Source organism: Halalkalibacter alkalisediminis (assembly GCF_028610705.1).
Taxonomy (GTDB): Bacteria; Bacillota; Bacilli; order Bacillales; family Bacillaceae_D; genus Halalkalibacter; species Halalkalibacter alkalisediminis.
On sequence record NZ_JAQQWT010000004.1, the window covers coordinates 221,741 to 237,945 of the forward strand.

Genomic DNA, 16,205 nt, shown 5'->3' on the forward strand with positions numbered 1-16,205 from the left:
GAAATAGGAGGTTCACTCTCCTAAAAAAGAGGAGAGTGAACCTGTTCCTTAGTTTTGGTATTCTGCTGGATACACAGATTCAGGTAATTCAATACCGATCTCTTCGTAGTACTTAATCGCACCAGGGTGTAATGGCACAGATTCGTTTAGTAAAATCGCTTCTGGAACAGCTTCTGTTGCAGAAGAGTGTGTCGTTACTAAAAGATCGTTATTTTCGTGGTACGCTTTTACTAACTCATAAACGAAATCAATGTTCATCGTTTTGTGAACAATCCCGAAGTTGAATTGAGCGATCGTTTCAATATCATCATGGTCGATGTTTTCATACGTTCCAGCTTCAATCGTGTATGGAGTGAAGAATGGGAATTGCTCGATGATCTGGTCACGTTGTTCACCTTCCACACCAAACAAGTTGATATCACGTAATGCAGCTACTTCTTGAACCGCTGGGATTGGAAGACCTGCAGCAAATCCAATAACATCAAGCTGACCATCTTGTTGCTGACTAGTCATGTCACCAGCGCCTGCATAAACGGGTGTTACATCTAAGCCAAGAAGCTCGTGAATAAGTGGTAAATACGTTCCAGACGTTCCGCCCATAGGACCTACTCCCGAACGGCTAATTCCTTTTTCAGCCATGTCATCAAGAGAAGCCACACCACTTGAATCTAAAGCCCACCAGTGAAACGGCGTGTAATACATTGGAAACACAACGCGAATGTCATCATGTGGATTTCCTTCAAATTCAGACCCTACGCCGTTAATCGCTTCATATCCTGGCCCCGTTGTCATCATCCCAAGATCTTGATCTCCAGCTTGAATTAAGCGAATGTTATCAACAGGTCCACCAGTTACTTCTACGTTTGCTGAAACGCCAAGCTTGCTTTCTAATAATTGTCCAAGTCCACCACCATAAATATAATAAACGCCACCTTGAGAAGCTGTACCAATCACAACTGTTGATGGTGCGTCTTGATATTCAACGGTTACTTCCGTATCGCTGTCCGCTCCTGTGTCTCCGTTATCAGCTGGTGCACTTGTATCACTACCTCCACAAGCTGTAGCAACGACTAACCCTAAACTTGCAACCGCTGTCATTAATGAACGTTTAAAAAACTTTTTCATCTCTCGTTCCCCCTTGGTTTATGCTTTTTCTAACTATTTTGAGTATAAAGCGCTTTCAAAGATCTGTCTGGATTTGAACTTAAGATTCTTTTTGATCTTTTTGGTCTTTTAGTGTGTTCACAAAAAAAGAGTAAAAAATCGATTGCGATTTTTCACTCCTCTTTCTTCATATTCAGGTAAACTTCATTCATAATTTCCTCGCCAATCGTTCCAGCGTATTTTTGATAAACGGGGTCTAGTTGTTCTCTCCACAACTCTTTTTCTTCCACGGACAAATAATGAATGGTTGTTAACCCACTAGCATCAATGCGATCTAACATCTCAGCATTATGCGTCTTTGCGTATAATCTAAGCCACCTTGTCACTTCTTTCATCGCTTGGTTGATATTTTCTTGGTGTTCAACTGGCAACGTACTCCAATATTTGTCGTTCATTAAGACCGCATACCCTAAATAATTATGATTGCTGATAGTCATGTATTTTTGCTTCTGATGAAATCCTTTTGAATAAATATTAGAAAGCGTATTTTCGGTGCCATCTACTATTCCATCACTAAGAATCTCGTACACTTCATTAAAAGAATAGACTCGTGGCCGCGCCCCTAATGTGCGGTACGTATCCATTAATACTTCACTGGGCATTACTCGGAAGGACATGCCATCTACGTCATCAGGCTCAATGATGGGCCTAGTGTTGTTCGTTATTTGCTTGAAACTGTTATCCCAATAAGCCATTCCTTTGTATCCCTGTTTTTCAATGCTCTCAAACAACAACTCTCCTATTTTCCCGTCGAAAGCTTCCATAACCTTTTCTTCACTATCAAACACAAAGGGCAAATCCATCACCTTCCACTTTGAATCATGAACGGTAATTTCAGAAAAAGCAGGAGCAATCATTTGCACTTCATTTTTCATAAGCGCATCAAACTCTTCTTGCGCTTCGTACAAAATGCCATTAGGGAATACTTGCACGTCTACCCAGCCATCCGTTTTCTCTCTAACTAACTCAGCAAACATTGAGGCCGCAATTCCTTTTGGCGTATTTTCGGCAACGACATGACTGAACTTTAAGACGTACTTCTCATTCAAGCCTTCTATCTCTTTATCGACAGCTGTTGGATCGCTATTTATATGAATGCCAAATCCAATATGATAGGCGGTTATGATTCCAATGAGTAAAAAAGACATGATGGCTACGAATCCTTTCATTGCCTTCACCTACCCCTTCAACCGATACATTTGAATCGGACGGCCAATGGTGCCATACGTTAACTCCATTTCTACTTTTCCAACCGATTCTAAATAGTTTAAATATCTTCTTGCTGTTACCCTAGCAAGTCCTACATCGGTACCTATTTCTTCTGCAGATTTCGCTTCATTTCCTGTGTTTAAAAGATACGTATAGATTTGATTTAATGTTTGTTCGTGTAGCCCTTTTGGCAAATCGGCCATTGCTTTTGCTTGGTCCATTTTCGCTGCAGACAACACTTTATCTAGTTTATCCTGAGAGATCTCGCCAGCCTGATTAAGCTGTCGGTACATATCTTTGTACTGCTTAAACGCTTGTTGCAAGCGTTCAAATGTGAACGGCTTGACAATGTAATCCATGACGCCGTGTCGCAACAGCGTTTTCACCGTTTGCGTGTCATTGGCAGCTGTCACGGCAATAATGTCGACGTCGATTTGCTCTTGTCGTAGCTCTTGAATTAAGGAGAGACCATCCTGTCCCGGCATATAAATATCTAATAAGACAAGATCCGGCTTGAGCTTCTCAATCTGCCTTTTCCCTTCAAGTCCTGTCGATGCGACGCCAACCACTGAGAAACCTGTTATTTTTTCAATAAACATCCGGTTGACCTGTTGGACCATCGGATCATCTTCCACAAGCAATACTTGAATGGATTCAATTGTTTTCTTACTCATTGATCTCCTCAACCCCTCTCTTCATTGGCAATGAGATCGTAAACTCCGTTCCGCCCTCATCACTAGTCATGTCAATCTTGCCGTCCACGCGGGAAACAATAGAGTGAATTAAGAACAGACCAATTCCTCTTCCTTCTTTTTGTTTCGTCGAAAACCCTCTTACATACACTTGATCTATGATATTAGCAGGAATTCCACTACCGTTATCAGTGACTTGAACAAGCAATTCTTGTTCGTTTCCTTTTAAGAGCACATCGACTTCCTTTGTTAGTTTGGGTGAATCCGCTAAGGCATCAAAACTGTTATCAATTAAGTTCCCAAGAATGACGACTAAATCGTGATTCGTGACTCCTTCAGGAAAATCAATGAATTCACTGCTCTTATTGACTTTGATCGATATTCCCAGTTCTTTCCCTCGACTCACTTTTCCTAGCAATAATCCTGCGACATTATCATCGTGAATTTGTCGCATCAGCATTTGAGACAACCCGGATTGTTCTTCATTTAATTCAAAAATATATTCAAGCGCTTTTTGCGGCTCTTCTAACTGAATCAAACCGGCAATCGTATGCAGTTTATTCGAATACTCGTGATTTTTCACACGCAGGGCTTCCACAAAAGCTTGAACGCCTGTTAGCTCTTGAGCTAAACGGTTCACCTCTGTTCGGTCTTGGAAAATCGCAACAGCTCCAACCGTCTTATCTCCAACCGTGATTGGAATCCGGTTGCTTAAAATCGCTCGGTTTCTCACGTATAAGTCACGTTGGTAAATCGGTTTTCCGATCTCTAAAATTTCTGGCAACCGCGTATCTGGGATCACATCTTGAATTTTTGCACCAATCATCTTTTGATCCTTGTTTAAGCTCATCATTTCAATCGCTGCGCTATTCATGATCGTAATCCGCTCTTGATCATCAATGGCAATAACCCCTTCATGCATCGCGTTAAACGTTGCCGTTCGTTCGACCAAGACACGAGCTAACTCTTCTGGCTCCATTTCAAATGTTTGCTTTTTGATATGGCTCGCTAGTAACCAGGCTCCCCACACACCGAAAAGAGACGTTATGAAAGCGATTACAAATATCGTGTGTCTAAACTCATAAAGGATATCCTTTACCGTCGGTAGCACATTTCCGACCACGACGACACCAATTTGTTCTTGAATTTGATCAGGCTTCTTGATTGGAACAAACGCTCTAACTGAAATCGCTTCCCCATTTGCTTGTGCCTTGGAAACATAAATATGCTCAGTAAAAGCAGGTCCTTCATCTCCCCCGACAAACGGCGTATTCACCCGACCGTGAATCGGATGCGTCAAACGAATACGTTCCATATTTAAAATGACGATATAATCATGGTCGTTAATCACGCGAATCCGCTCAACAACCGATTGAAGAATGTCAGCAGCATGTTCCGATTCAATATTTTGCTGAACGATCGGATTTTGTGCGACTAACTGACCCGTAATCATCGCCCGATGAGAGAGCTGATCTTCTTTTACATTAAGAAGATAGCCAATCAAAATAATGCCAATGATCACCAACGTAAAAGCCACAATTCCAAATGCTAATCCTGTTATTTTCCAACGAGTTGGTATATTTGGTATATGAACCAATTTATTCATTAGGCTATACCTCATTCGACTTTTTTCTACGTTTACTATAACACAGGATTGGATTGTCGGACCGGCTTATTTATGGAATTTTTGAGAGAGAGCTAATTGGTTCTAGCTCGATCGGCAGCTTCTCTCCTTAATTGTTTTCCTAACAACGTCATGAACTCGTTTTCCTGCACTAAACCGGGGTTTAGTCACTCCAATTCACACAGTAGCATGATTTGAAGGCACTAAACGGGGATTTAGGTACTCCTATTCACGCACTAGCAAGATTTCGAGTCACTAAACGGGGATTTAGATACTCCAAATCATTCAGTAGCAAGATTTCGAGTCACTAAACGAGGTTTTAGGTACTCCAAATCATTCAGTAGCAAGATTTCGAGTCACTAAACGGGGATTTAGATACTCCAAATCATTCAGGAGCAAGATTTCGAGTCACTAAACGAGGATTTAGATACTCCAAATCATTCAGTAGCAAGATTTCGAGTCACTAAACGAGGTTTTAGCTACTCCAAATCATTCAGTAGCAAGATTTCGAGTCACTAAACGAGGTTTTAGGTACTCCTACTCACGCTGAAACAAGATTTGAAGGCACTAAACGGGGATTTAGATACTCCTATTCACGCTGAAACAAGATTTGAAGGCACTAAACGGGGTTTTAGATACTCCAAATCATTCAGTAGCAAGATTTCAAGGCACTAAACGAGGATTTAGCTACTCCTATTCACGCTGAAACAAGATTTGAAGGCACTAAACCGGGTTTAGGTCCTTCAAATCCAACAAGTCTCGCTCGCTTTCCGGCAACTACCTACTCCCTCCTCCACCCGCACAACAAAAAACGCTCTAGCCTCAGCCAGAGCGATCTCATTCTTTTATTCTCGTATCACTTGCATCGGATTTCCACCGACAAAAGCTCCTGCTGGAACGTCGCGGTGTACGAGAGTTCCGGCGGATACGATCGCACCGTCGCCAATCGTGACACCTGGTAGAATCGTCGTGTTGGCGCCGATCATCACTTCGTCTCCGATGACCACATCGCCTAAGCGATATTCTTTTATCAGGTATTCATGAGCTAAAATCGTTGTGTTGTAGCCGATGATTGAGTTGCGGCCAATCGAGATCCGTTCTGGAAACATAATGTCCATCATCACCATTAGAGCGACGGCGGTTTCATCTCCGACCTTCATCCGTAAAAAAGTGCGGTACAGCCAATTTTTTACTCCGATGAAAGGGGTGTACCTCGCTAGTTGGATGACGATGAAGTTTTTGACTACTTTCCAAAAAGGAACCGTTTTGTAGATGTGCCAGAGCGAGTTTGCTGATGTGACTGGGTATCGCTCCGTTTTTCGACTCACGACTGATCTGCTCCAACGATTGCCATTAAATCACGCATGTTTGAAAGGATGTAATCCGCCTCATATGTACGAATTTTCTCTTCGCCTTTGATCGACCAACCGACCACGGCCGTTGGCACACCTAAGTTTTTACCTGCTAGTACATCAAAGTGACTATCACCAATCATCATCGCCGTTTCTTTTGACGAACCGAGTGCCTTCAGCGCTTTTTCGAGCGGTTCAGGGTCTGGCTTGGCTTTTTCAACATCGTCTAACCCTACAACGATATCAAAAAACTTATCTAGGCCGGTTAGCTTTAGTCCCATTAAAGCAGTCTTACGAATTTTTGTCGTGACAATCGCTATTTTAAAGCCTTTTTCATGTAGCTGTTCAATCGTTTCATAAACGCCTTCATACTCGGTTACGAGCTCATCATGTTTATCATGGTTAAACGTACGGTACGTTTGAATCATTTCATCTACACGAGTAGGATCGACGCTCTCAAAGCTATCTGTTAACGGTGGACCGATGAACTCAATCGCATGCTCTCTTGTAAATTCACCAGGTCGATAATGCTCTAACGTATGCAAGAATGACGCAATAATTAATTCATTTGTATTAATGAGCGTCCCATCTAAATCAAACAATAGTGTATCAATTTTCATAAGTGGCTTCCTTTCTCTCTACCTCTTGTTTTTTCTCAACTTGTTTCCAAACGTAGGCAATGGCGATCGTCAGGATAATCGCAGTGACCACACGTATGATTAACAGTGGCCAAACTGGAATCCCAAGTGGAATGAAAATCAACGTATCTTCCACGACGGCGTGACAGGCAACCAGGAAAATGAACACCAAATATAAATCCTTTTTGGCGACACCGTCCTCTTTCACCGCTTGAATCATCACGCCTGCTCCAAAAGCAAGGCCGAATAACAAACCAGATGCGAGGGTCGTAGATGTATTTTCCTTGATCCCTAGCATTTTCGTAAAAGGTCTCATCCCTTTTGAAATAAACTGCAGCCAGTTTCGCTCCTTCATAATCTGTACAACCATCATGAGTGGAATGACAATCATCGCAAGCTGCAATATTCCAAGTGTTGCACTCATCACACCTTGCCAACCGATGGCGAGCCAACCATCCACAACTGGTTGATCGCCTCCACTTGAAACGAAACCATATTGAGCCGTTTCCTGCCCACCGCTCCAGAGCAAGTTAATGACAAAGGCAGAGAACAGCGCTAGACCCATTCGAACCGCTAACACAACGGACATGCGAATGCCGACTTTTGTCGCTACGGCTGACTCGACAAATAGGTTATGCGAGAACGAGAGCATGACCGCTAAAATAAACACTTCTTTTACCGTCAATTCTAGCGTCAAGATCGCCCCAATCGCTGCGTATAAATTTAGTACATTCCCTAGTACAAGCGGAATCGCCGCTTCCCCTGGCAATCCAATAAAGCCCATAATAGGAGCTAACAACCCGGCAAGCCAGTTTAAAACAGGGGTATACCCTAAAATCGTGACAATCAGGGTAATCGGAAAAATGATTTTCCCAAGTGTCCACGTCGTTTGGAGACCAACGAGTAATCCACGTTTTAACATCCCCATGCTCTCCCCTCCACTCCAGTTATTTCTATTTTTTCTTTTTCTTCTTTTTGGTTGCTTTCTTTTCAACGACCGGTAATGCTGGATCCCAGTATCTCGGTGTTTGCGGCTGCATACGACGATAGATGATTAAAAGAATCGCCGCGACTACCGCGATAATGGAAACAACCTGAGCCGTTTTTAAGACGCCACCAATTAATAAGTAATCAAGACGAACCATCTCAAGCACAAAACGTCCTACTGAATAGTAAATCATATAGGTCATGAAAATTTCACCTTGTTTCAGGTTAAATTTTCGTAAATAAATCAATATAGCAAAGCCAAGGATGTTCCAAAGTGATTCATACAAGAACGTCGGGTGGTAATACGTTCCATTTATATACATTTGATTAATAATAAATTCAGGTAGCATGAGTCCTTCTAAAAACTCCCTTGTCACAGGCCCCCCGTACACTTCCTGATTCATAAAATTGCCCCAACGGCCAATCGCTTGCGCTAAGATCAAACTCGGTGCGGTAATATCGGCAATTTGCCAAAACGAGTATCCACGTTTTTTACAGAAGAAATACGCGGTCAACATCCCCCCAATGACCCCGCCGTGAATCGCTAGGCCGCCTTCCCATATATATAAGGCACGGATCGGTTCATCTGCAAACTGTTCCCATCTAAAAATGACATAATAAATTCTAGCTGAGATAATCGCGATGGGGAGGGCGAATAAAAGCAAATCCGCATAGGTTTCTTTCGGAAACCCTCGCTTGACTGCTTCCTTTGTTGCAATTAAATACCCAATAAACACACCTAAGCCGATCAAGGCCCCGTACCAATAAATTTTAAAAGGACCAAATTCTAAAAAGATTCTACTTAATGGTTGAATGGTTTCTTCCACGGTTTCACCTCATCTACTTCTATTTTTCATTTTGCTATTAGAGCGAGTTCAAAAGATGGCAATGGCTACACACGCTACATGCCTCTAGGAGCACCCCACTCCTAGAGGCTCAAAACCCTGTAGCGGTTCCTCTCATTGCTTCGAGTCTGTTCAAAAAGGGAAAAATCACCCCTTTTTGAACAGACTCCATTAATGAAACTCGTCATGATCTCCTTCTTCAATGACGCCTGTTAGTCTCTGTGAGAATTCTTGAGCTGCATCATAACCAAGACGCTTCAAACGGTAGTTCATCGCTGCCACCTCAATAATAACAGCCAAGTTACGTCCAGGTCGAACCGGAACCGTTAGCTTCGTAATATCGGTATCAATGATTTTCATTTTTTCTTCTTCTAATCCTAAACGATCATACGCTTTTTTCTGATCCCAAAGCTCTAGATTAATACATAGTACAATTCGTTTAAATGGACGGACCGCTCCGGCACCAAACAGAGTCATCACATTGATAATTCCTAACCCACGGATCTCAAGTAAATGCTGAATTAAGTCAGGCGAACGACCGACGAGTGTCCCTTCATTTTCTTGGCGGATCTCAACTGAATCATCGGCAACAAGACGATGACCACGGCGAACAAGGTCAAGAGCCGTTTCACTTTTCCCGACACCACTGTTTCCTGTGATCAACACACCAATCCCATAAATATCAACAAGCACCCCGTGCACGGCAGTCATTGGCGCTAGTTCACTATCTAAGAAGGTTGTAATACTACTACTTAATCGTGTTGTTGGTATATTAGAACGAAGCAAAGGCACTCCCACTTTTTCTGCTGCGCTAATCAATTCAGGCGGCACTTCTAATCCACGTGAGATCACAATCCCAGGCGTATCATATGTACACAGCTTCAGCATTCTTTCTTCTTTTTCATGTTGTTTAAGTTGCTCGAAAAAAGAAAGCTCCGTTCTTCCTAATAACTGCAATCGTTTCGCCGGATAATACGTGAAATATCCAGCCATCTCAATCCCCGGTCTTGAAAGGTCACTCGTTGTAATCGGGCGATAGATCCCCTCTTCTCCTGCGATTAACTCTAAATTAAAACGTCCTAGTAAGTCATTTGCTGTCACTTTTGCCACTTCTCTAATCCCACCTTCATCATCTCTATGCTTTTTGAAGTTGAACTCGAACCAAACTATATCCATATAAATAAGGGAGTACGTTTTCCATTTTAGCATGTTTTAACCTAATTCATTTCATACTTCACTCATCTTTTTTTATGATCGTTCTCGTTTTAAGTCAGAAAAGGACACGATTCCTCGTGTCCCCCTGCTTGTACTTTATTTGGCAAAATGCGCATATAGGCGCTTAAACTCATCTTTAGCTCGTTCAATTTGTTCAAATGGAACACTGTAAGACAAGCGGAAATGACCGCCACGACCAAAGCCACTTCCTGGTACGAGTAGGATTTGAAATTCTTCTGCAGCGATGCGGCAGAATTCTTGATCATCTTCAATCGGCGATTTGGGGAAAATGAAAAAGCCGCCTTTTGGCTGAACAAAGTCAAAGCCAGCCTCCTCAAGCACGTTTACCATCGCGTCACGACGTTGCTTGTATTCACTCTGTTCTTCCGTTAACGAGTCAAGCTTGCTAATCATACGTTGAACCGTCACAGGCGCATTTCCAAACCCAAGCGTGCGGTTTGAGAACACAAACGCAGCCATGTAGTTTCCAGCTTCCTGCAATGATTGGCTAATCGCAATATACCCAAGGCGTTCCCCTGCAAGACCTAAATCCTTACTGAACGAAGAAATGTAAAATAATTTATCAATCGCATTAAACGGATTCGGTACCTTCCCGTCATAAATCAACTGGCTGTAAGGATCATCATATAAAACATGAATGCCTGTGCCAAGCTCCTCCTCTTTTTTCCGCAACACTTGGTTGAATGCCACTAAGTCAGCTTCTGGCAGCAATTGTCCTGTAGGATTATGAGGATTGTTTAAAATAATCGCTTTCGTTTTGTCGGTAATCTTCGACTCAAGTAGGTCCAAGTCAATCGTAAAGTCTTCCGCTAACGGGCAATAAACAGCTTGTCCATTCGCATTGCCAACGTAAAATCTATATTCCACGAAGAAAGGTGTAAAGATGATCACTTCATCGCCAGGATTTAGGATACTTTTCAAAGCAACATTTAATGCACCCGCTGCTCCAGAAGTCATAATGACCGTGTTTTCATTGACACCAATCGAACCAAAACGACCTTCTAGATGGGCTGCTACCTTTTGTCTCGCTTCGACCAAGCCTTGGTTCGGAATGTAACTATGTCCACCTTTTAACGGATGGTTAGCATAGTCTTGCAACGCTTTAAAGAAAGCAGGAGGGGGATCAATAATTGGATTTCCTAATGAAAAATCATAGACCTTGTCTTCTCCGTGAATCGCTTTTAAACGTTGACCTTCTTCAAACATCTTACGAATCCAAGAACTTTGAGTTAAATTTTGTTCAATCTCTTTTGCAATCATGTTTGCACCTCATTCTCTATATGTATGCTTCCCCTATCATACCAGATAAGCGATCGATTAGGCGATGATTATGTAGCTGAAAAAACTCCACGCTCCTTATGCAAAAAGGAGCGTAGAGTCATCTTTATTCTAACCTAACTTTTTAACACATCTTCAATTCTCGCCAATTCTTCCTTAGAGAAATCAAGACGATTCAAAGCCGCCACATTTTCTTCAATTTGACTCACTTTGCTCGCACCAATGAGCGCCGATGTGACGCGTCCTTCTCGTAGCACCCAAGCAAGTGACATTTGAGCAAGGTTTTGGCCTCGATCTGCAGCAATGTCATTTAGTTGTCTCACTTTGCTAATAACGTCTTCTGATACTTGATCTGCCCCTAGAGCTCCTGTTGAACTTGCTGCTCTTGAATCAGCAGGAACGCCGTTTAAGTACTTATTTGTTAAAAGTCCTTGTGAAAGTGGACAGAAAGCAATTGAACCGACTCCATTTTCTTGCAACACATCTTGTAAACCATTTTCAATCCAACGATCTAGCAACGAATAATTCGGTTGATGGATTAAAAGCGGTGTCCCAAGATCATCTAAAATGCGAATCGCTTCTGCCGTTTGTTCCGCTGAATAACTCGAAATACCGACATACAGCGCTTTTCCTTGACGAACGATTTGGTCGAGCGCGCCCATTGTTTCCTCAAGCGGTGTGTTCGGGTCTGGACGATGAGAGTAGAAAATATCGACATAATCGAGTCCCATGCGTTTTAAACTTTGATCAAGACTTGAAATTAAATATTTCTTAGAACCCCACTCGCCATATGGACCTGGCCACATATAGTAGCCCGCTTTCGTTGAAATCACTAACTCATCTCGGTACGGAGCAAAATCCGTTTTTAATAGGGATCCGAACATTTCTTCCGCTGAACCGGCAGGCGGGCCGTAGTTGTTAGCTAAATCAAAATGCGTGACCCCTAAATCAAAGGCACGACGTAGCATCGCACGACCATTTTCGAATGTATCGACCCCGCCAAAATTGTGCCATAAACCTAATGAAATGGCTGGTAACAATAACCCAGAGTGTCCTGTTCGGTTGTATTTCATTTTATCATAACGTTTGTCACTAGCTTGATAGACCAAGAAACATCCTCCTCCTATTGCTTATACTCGATTAAATTCATCTGGGTTGGGACCCACTCGTTTGTCTTGATTCAACGCGCTAATGCGATCCATCTCTTCTTTGGTCAATTCAAAATCAAAGACATCGGCATTTTCAACAATTCGATGTGGCTTGACTGACTTTGGAATCGTCACCACTCCATTTTGTAAATCCCAACGAAGGATCACTTGAGCCGTAGACTTCTGATGGTTGTTTGCGATTTCGACTAACGTTGGTTCATCAAGAAGTTCCCCTTGCATGAGTGGCGACCATGCTTCAAGTTGGATTTTGTTTTGCTTACAAAAGGCTAATAGATCTGTTTGTGTTAGTCTTGGGTGGTATTCGACTTGATTAACCATTGGTGTAATCTCACTATTTGCGATCAACTCTTCAAGGTGATGAATCTGAAAATTACTCACGCCAATCGCACGAACTCGCCCATCCTTATAAAGCTTCTCAAGTGCTTTCCACGTATCAACGAATTTCCCTTCCGCAGGAACTGGCCAATGAATCAAATAAAGGTCTAAATAGTCTAATCCTAATTTCCCCATTGTTTCATCAAAAGCAGCTAATGTCTGATCAAATCCTTGATTCGAATTCCATACTTTAGACGTAATAAACAAATCTTCACGTGGTACGCTCGCTTTTGCAATCGCTTGACCGACGCCTTCTTCATTTTGATAAATAGCCGCTGTATCAATGCTTCGATACCCCGCATCGATCGCCGCTTTCACTGATGCGACAACTTCTTCGCCTTCTTGGACTTTGAAAACCCCTAAGCCCAACCATGGCATGTTCACTCCATTATGTAAGGTCGTTGTACTTTGTAAATTTTTCATGAATGATCTCTCCTCGTTTTTATTAAAATGTCGACATGGTGTTTTTGAGATGTTTATAACGGCATGGACCACATCATACCTATGCTCTAAAATGTAATGAATCCCCTCGTTTATAGCGCAACCGCTTGTGGATGCTTATCCGTAACAAGGGTTGCAGCTCTTGCATTCAGTTCGACTTGTTTGACATCTTTACAGCCAGGGATGACACTCGTGACCGCTGGGTGTCGCAAACACCAGGCAAGGGCCCATTCCGCCATGTTTACGCCTTCAGGAACTTCATGACGTTGAATCTCTTCCACTAATTTAAGTTGCTTGGCTACCTCTTGCTCCTCTTGTCTATGGCGAACATCGTTTGACTCAAAGACAACTCCTGGCTTATACTTCCCACTTAGAAATCCACTCGCTAATGGAACGCGTGCGAGCACACCTAATTCTTGTTTTTCACAAGAAGGAAACACCCGTTCTTCAGGTTTTCGGTCCAAACGGTTGTACACGACTTGAATGACTTGTGCATTCACTTCACTTGCTAAGCCTGTTTGCAGGAGATTATCATTGCTTCCAATCGACACCCCGAGATGACGAACTTTTCCTGCTTCAATTTGCTTATCTAACGCCGTCCATAAGTCGTCGTTTTTAAATTCCTCATCACTCCCTGAATGGAATTGATAAAGATCAACGTATTCGGTTTGAAGAGCTTTTAAAGAGTCGTCTAACTGTTTGACTACCTCTTTAGCAGACCAATGACTCGTACGCGTGAAATTCTCATGAAAATGATGTCCGAACTTCGTAGCAACGAGCCAATCTTCTCTTTTTCCTAGTGCTAAATACTGACCGATTAAGGACTCAGAAAGATGGTCTCCGTAACATTCTGCTGTATCAATTAAGTTGATTCCCATTTCCTTGGCTTTCTCAAGGATTTCATCGACTTCCTTTTGAGTGAATTCTTTTCCCCATTCACCACCAAATTGCCAGGTTCCAATTCCAACGGCAGACACATGTAAATCGGTTTTACCAAGCTTACGGTATTTCATTTGGCTACTCTCCTTTTATAAAAAATTGAGTGCAACAAAAAACCTCTCAAAAAAAGTATACGCTTTCTAAAACGGTTAAACCATTACGCAACAATTTTTGATATAATAACATCAACTTGCATTACTATAAAGTTTATAGCTACTATACAATAGAAAAAGAGGTGCTGTATGGCGAATGTAAAAGAACAAGAACCGTTAGAGATTGAATGTTCCATTGAAAAAGCGCTGAGTGTTATTGGGGGAAAGTGGTCATTTCTCGTATTAAGAGAATTATTTTGCGGACGGAAGCGTTTTGGCGAATTACAAAAAGCGATTTCAAAAGTCAGTCCAAAGGCTTTAACAGATACACTCAGACACTTAGAAAACCAAGAAGTATTAGTTCGAACCGTTTATCCGACCGTACCCGTTACCGTTGAATATGAGCTAACAGAAAAAGGTCATTCCTTACATAAAATCATTAAAGAAATGAAGCATTGGGGTTCTTATTGGGCATAGGACACAATTAAAAAGTAAAAACACCAAGACAACCTCTTTAAAAGGGTGTCTTGGTGTTTTTAACGCTCTTCTACTAGTGGAATGCGGAGTTCAACGACAGTCCCTCTATCGAGTTCACTGTTGATCGCAATTTTTCCACCATAGGATTCAATGATTCGTTTACAAACAACTAATCCTAGTCCTGTACCATTTTCCTTCATCGTAAAAAATGGATTAAATACTTGTCTTAGAACTTGTGCCGACATCCCGCCTCCATTATCAACCACTTTAATCAAACAATGATCCCCTTCTTTGTCTATCGATATGACAACCTCACCTTCGCTATTGACGGCATCTAGAGAATTTTTCACTAGATTTAAGAACACTTGTTTCATATGATCTTTTACACACGAAATCGGAAGTTCCTTTGTAGAGTACTCGATCGACACGCGAATACTGCTGTAATTAGCCTCCGACCTGATAATCGGTTCAATTTCTTGAATAATGTCATTGATGTTGCAAGTCGCTAACGAATGGGCAGTTGGTTTTCCTAATAACAGCATTTCACTAACGATGGTGTTAATCCGATTAACTTCACCTAATATGATATTAAAATAAAGCTGATCTTTCTCATCTTTGTACTTCTCACTTAATAATTGAATGAGCCCTTTAATGCCCGTTAAAGGGTTTCTTATCTCATGAGCTGTACTTGCTGCTAGATTTTCAACCAACACGATTTTGTGTCTTTCGTTTTGCTCTTTTTCCCGTATTATTCTTTGCTTTAAGAGGAAATAGTGCAAGATCAAAAATACGATATGAGTCAAAACAAGGAGTATCACCAAGTTCTTAAGAAGTGCTCGTTCAAAAAAGGATTCATTTTCTGGAATGACATATGCTGTAATTGTCCATGGTAAGATGGACATTTCAATTGTCTCGCTATACACATTTCCCTCAAATGGTAATTTACTTGTTTGGACTAAAGTTTGTCCAATATCATCTGAGACAGAAATGATCTCACCATTTATGTTTTGCTTAATCGCCTGTTCGATTTTATCTATTCTTAAGCTAGCAAATAATACGCCACTAATGTTCTCATTTTGAAAAACGGGTGTGGCGATCGTAATAATAAATCGTCCTGTAACCCGGCCGATATGCGCTGGGGATATTGTATAACGTCCTCGCTTCATTGCCTCTTGAAAATACTTTCGATCTGACACATTAATGGGTGCAGAAAGGCCATTCGATCCTACTAATAAATCCCCTTCAGGATTCCCCCAGTAAAAACCAGAAAAACGAATGTCTTTTTCATGGGTTCTCGTTAAGATTTCTTCTATGTGATCTAAATGATCAGCGCTCAGATTCGTTAAAGTCGCTAACATATCTAGCCGACTAACCGTTTCACCAATTAATCTTTCTATGTCATTCACATGCTGGTTCGCATATTTATATGCTTGATTCCTATACTCTCTTTCCTGCTCTTGCATATCAGAAAGAGCTAATACGTAACTAATTCCAATGGCAGGTAACAGCGTAATCATTAAATAGATGAAAATCGATTTTTTTGACTTGAACATCCGATTCAACAAAACGATTAACCCCTTTATTCCCTTTTCCAACTATTCTATCATGTAAATAGTTGGATAGCTATAAAACATTCTATTCCGAGTTGTTTTATTGGTTTATTACAATGATAATACTCCAATCCCAC

At 41.6% G+C, this 16,205-nt stretch carries 15 protein-coding genes; 1 reads left to right on the forward strand and 14 read right to left on the reverse strand.

The genetic code is table 11. The annotated features are described in order from the left end of the window. Window positions 1–48: 48 nt before the first annotated feature. The 13 genes from PQ474_RS08280 to PQ474_RS08340 form a co-directional block, all read right to left on the reverse strand. A complete protein-coding gene (locus tag PQ474_RS08280) occupies window positions 49–1,125 on the reverse strand; it encodes a TAXI family TRAP transporter solute-binding subunit (RefSeq protein WP_273841791.1) in 1,077 nt (358 codons plus the stop codon). A 152-nt stretch (window positions 1,126–1,277) separates the two neighbouring features. Next, on the reverse strand, window positions 1,278–2,333 hold the full coding sequence (locus PQ474_RS08285; protein WP_273841793.1) for a TRAP transporter substrate-binding protein: 1,056 nt from the start codon (window positions 2,331–2,333) through the stop codon (window positions 1,278–1,280). 9 nt (window positions 2,334–2,342) lie between these two features. Then, the gene (locus tag PQ474_RS08290) at window positions 2,343–3,047 is read right to left on the reverse strand and encodes a response regulator (protein WP_273841795.1); all 705 of its coding nucleotides are present in this window, start codon (window positions 3,045–3,047) and stop codon (window positions 2,343–2,345) included. Beyond that, window positions 3,040–4,671 (reverse strand): ATP-binding protein, encoded by a 1,632-nt coding sequence (locus tag PQ474_RS08295; RefSeq protein WP_273841796.1) that lies wholly within the window; start codon window positions 4,669–4,671, stop codon window positions 3,040–3,042. Before PQ474_RS08295 ends, PQ474_RS08290 begins: the two co-directional genes overlap by 8 nt. An 863-nt stretch (window positions 4,672–5,534) precedes the next feature. After that, window positions 5,535–6,017: an acyltransferase gene (locus PQ474_RS08300; RefSeq protein ID WP_273841798.1), complete on the reverse strand. Its 483-nt coding sequence runs from the start codon at window positions 6,015–6,017 to the stop codon at window positions 5,535–5,537. Further along, on the reverse strand, window positions 6,014–6,661 hold the full coding sequence (ppaX, locus tag PQ474_RS08305) for a pyrophosphatase PpaX (protein WP_273841800.1): 648 nt from the start codon (window positions 6,659–6,661) through the stop codon (window positions 6,014–6,016). Before ppaX ends, PQ474_RS08300 begins: the two co-directional genes overlap by 4 nt. After that, window positions 6,651–7,607, reverse strand: coding sequence for a nucleoside recognition domain-containing protein (locus tag PQ474_RS08310; protein WP_273841802.1), 957 nt, complete (start codon window positions 7,605–7,607; stop codon window positions 6,651–6,653). The genes ppaX and PQ474_RS08310 overlap by 11 nt, the downstream gene beginning before the upstream one ends. A 25-nt stretch (window positions 7,608–7,632) precedes the next feature. After that, a complete protein-coding gene (gene lgt, locus PQ474_RS08315; RefSeq protein WP_273841804.1) occupies window positions 7,633–8,493 on the reverse strand; it encodes a prolipoprotein diacylglyceryl transferase in 861 nt (286 codons plus the stop codon). A 189-nt stretch (window positions 8,494–8,682) separates the two neighbouring features. Beyond that, window positions 8,683–9,621: an HPr(Ser) kinase/phosphatase gene (hprK, locus tag PQ474_RS08320; RefSeq protein ID WP_273842149.1), complete on the reverse strand. Its 939-nt coding sequence runs from the start codon at window positions 9,619–9,621 to the stop codon at window positions 8,683–8,685. A gap of 201 nt (window positions 9,622–9,822) precedes the next feature. After that, window positions 9,823–11,007, reverse strand: a complete 1,185-nt coding sequence (locus PQ474_RS08325) for a pyridoxal phosphate-dependent aminotransferase (RefSeq protein WP_273841806.1) — start codon at window positions 11,005–11,007, stop codon at window positions 9,823–9,825. A gap of 134 nt (window positions 11,008–11,141) precedes the next feature. Then, on the reverse strand, window positions 11,142–12,134 hold the full coding sequence (gene mgrA / locus PQ474_RS08330) for an L-glyceraldehyde 3-phosphate reductase (protein ID WP_273841809.1): 993 nt from the start codon (window positions 12,132–12,134) through the stop codon (window positions 11,142–11,144). 21 nt (window positions 12,135–12,155) lie between these two features. Then, complete coding sequence (locus PQ474_RS08335) at window positions 12,156–12,992, reverse strand: aldo/keto reductase (RefSeq protein WP_273841812.1); 837 nt, start codon at window positions 12,990–12,992, stop codon at window positions 12,156–12,158. 110 nt (window positions 12,993–13,102) lie between these two features. After that, a complete protein-coding gene (locus PQ474_RS08340; protein ID WP_273841814.1) occupies window positions 13,103–14,023 on the reverse strand; it encodes an aldo/keto reductase in 921 nt (306 codons plus the stop codon). Window positions 14,024–14,191: 168 nt separating this feature from the next. Here PQ474_RS08340 and PQ474_RS08345 point away from each other — a divergent pair, with 168 nt between their 5' ends. Continuing rightward, window positions 14,192–14,518, forward strand: a complete 327-nt coding sequence (locus PQ474_RS08345) for a winged helix-turn-helix transcriptional regulator (RefSeq protein WP_273841816.1) — start codon at window positions 14,192–14,194, stop codon at window positions 14,516–14,518. Window positions 14,519–14,577: 59 nt separating this feature from the next. On the opposite strand, the gene PQ474_RS08350 is transcribed toward PQ474_RS08345, so the two are convergent. Next, window positions 14,578–16,083, reverse strand: coding sequence for an ATP-binding protein (locus PQ474_RS08350; protein WP_273841818.1), 1,506 nt, complete (start codon window positions 16,081–16,083; stop codon window positions 14,578–14,580). Window positions 16,084–16,205: the final 122 nt, after the last annotated feature.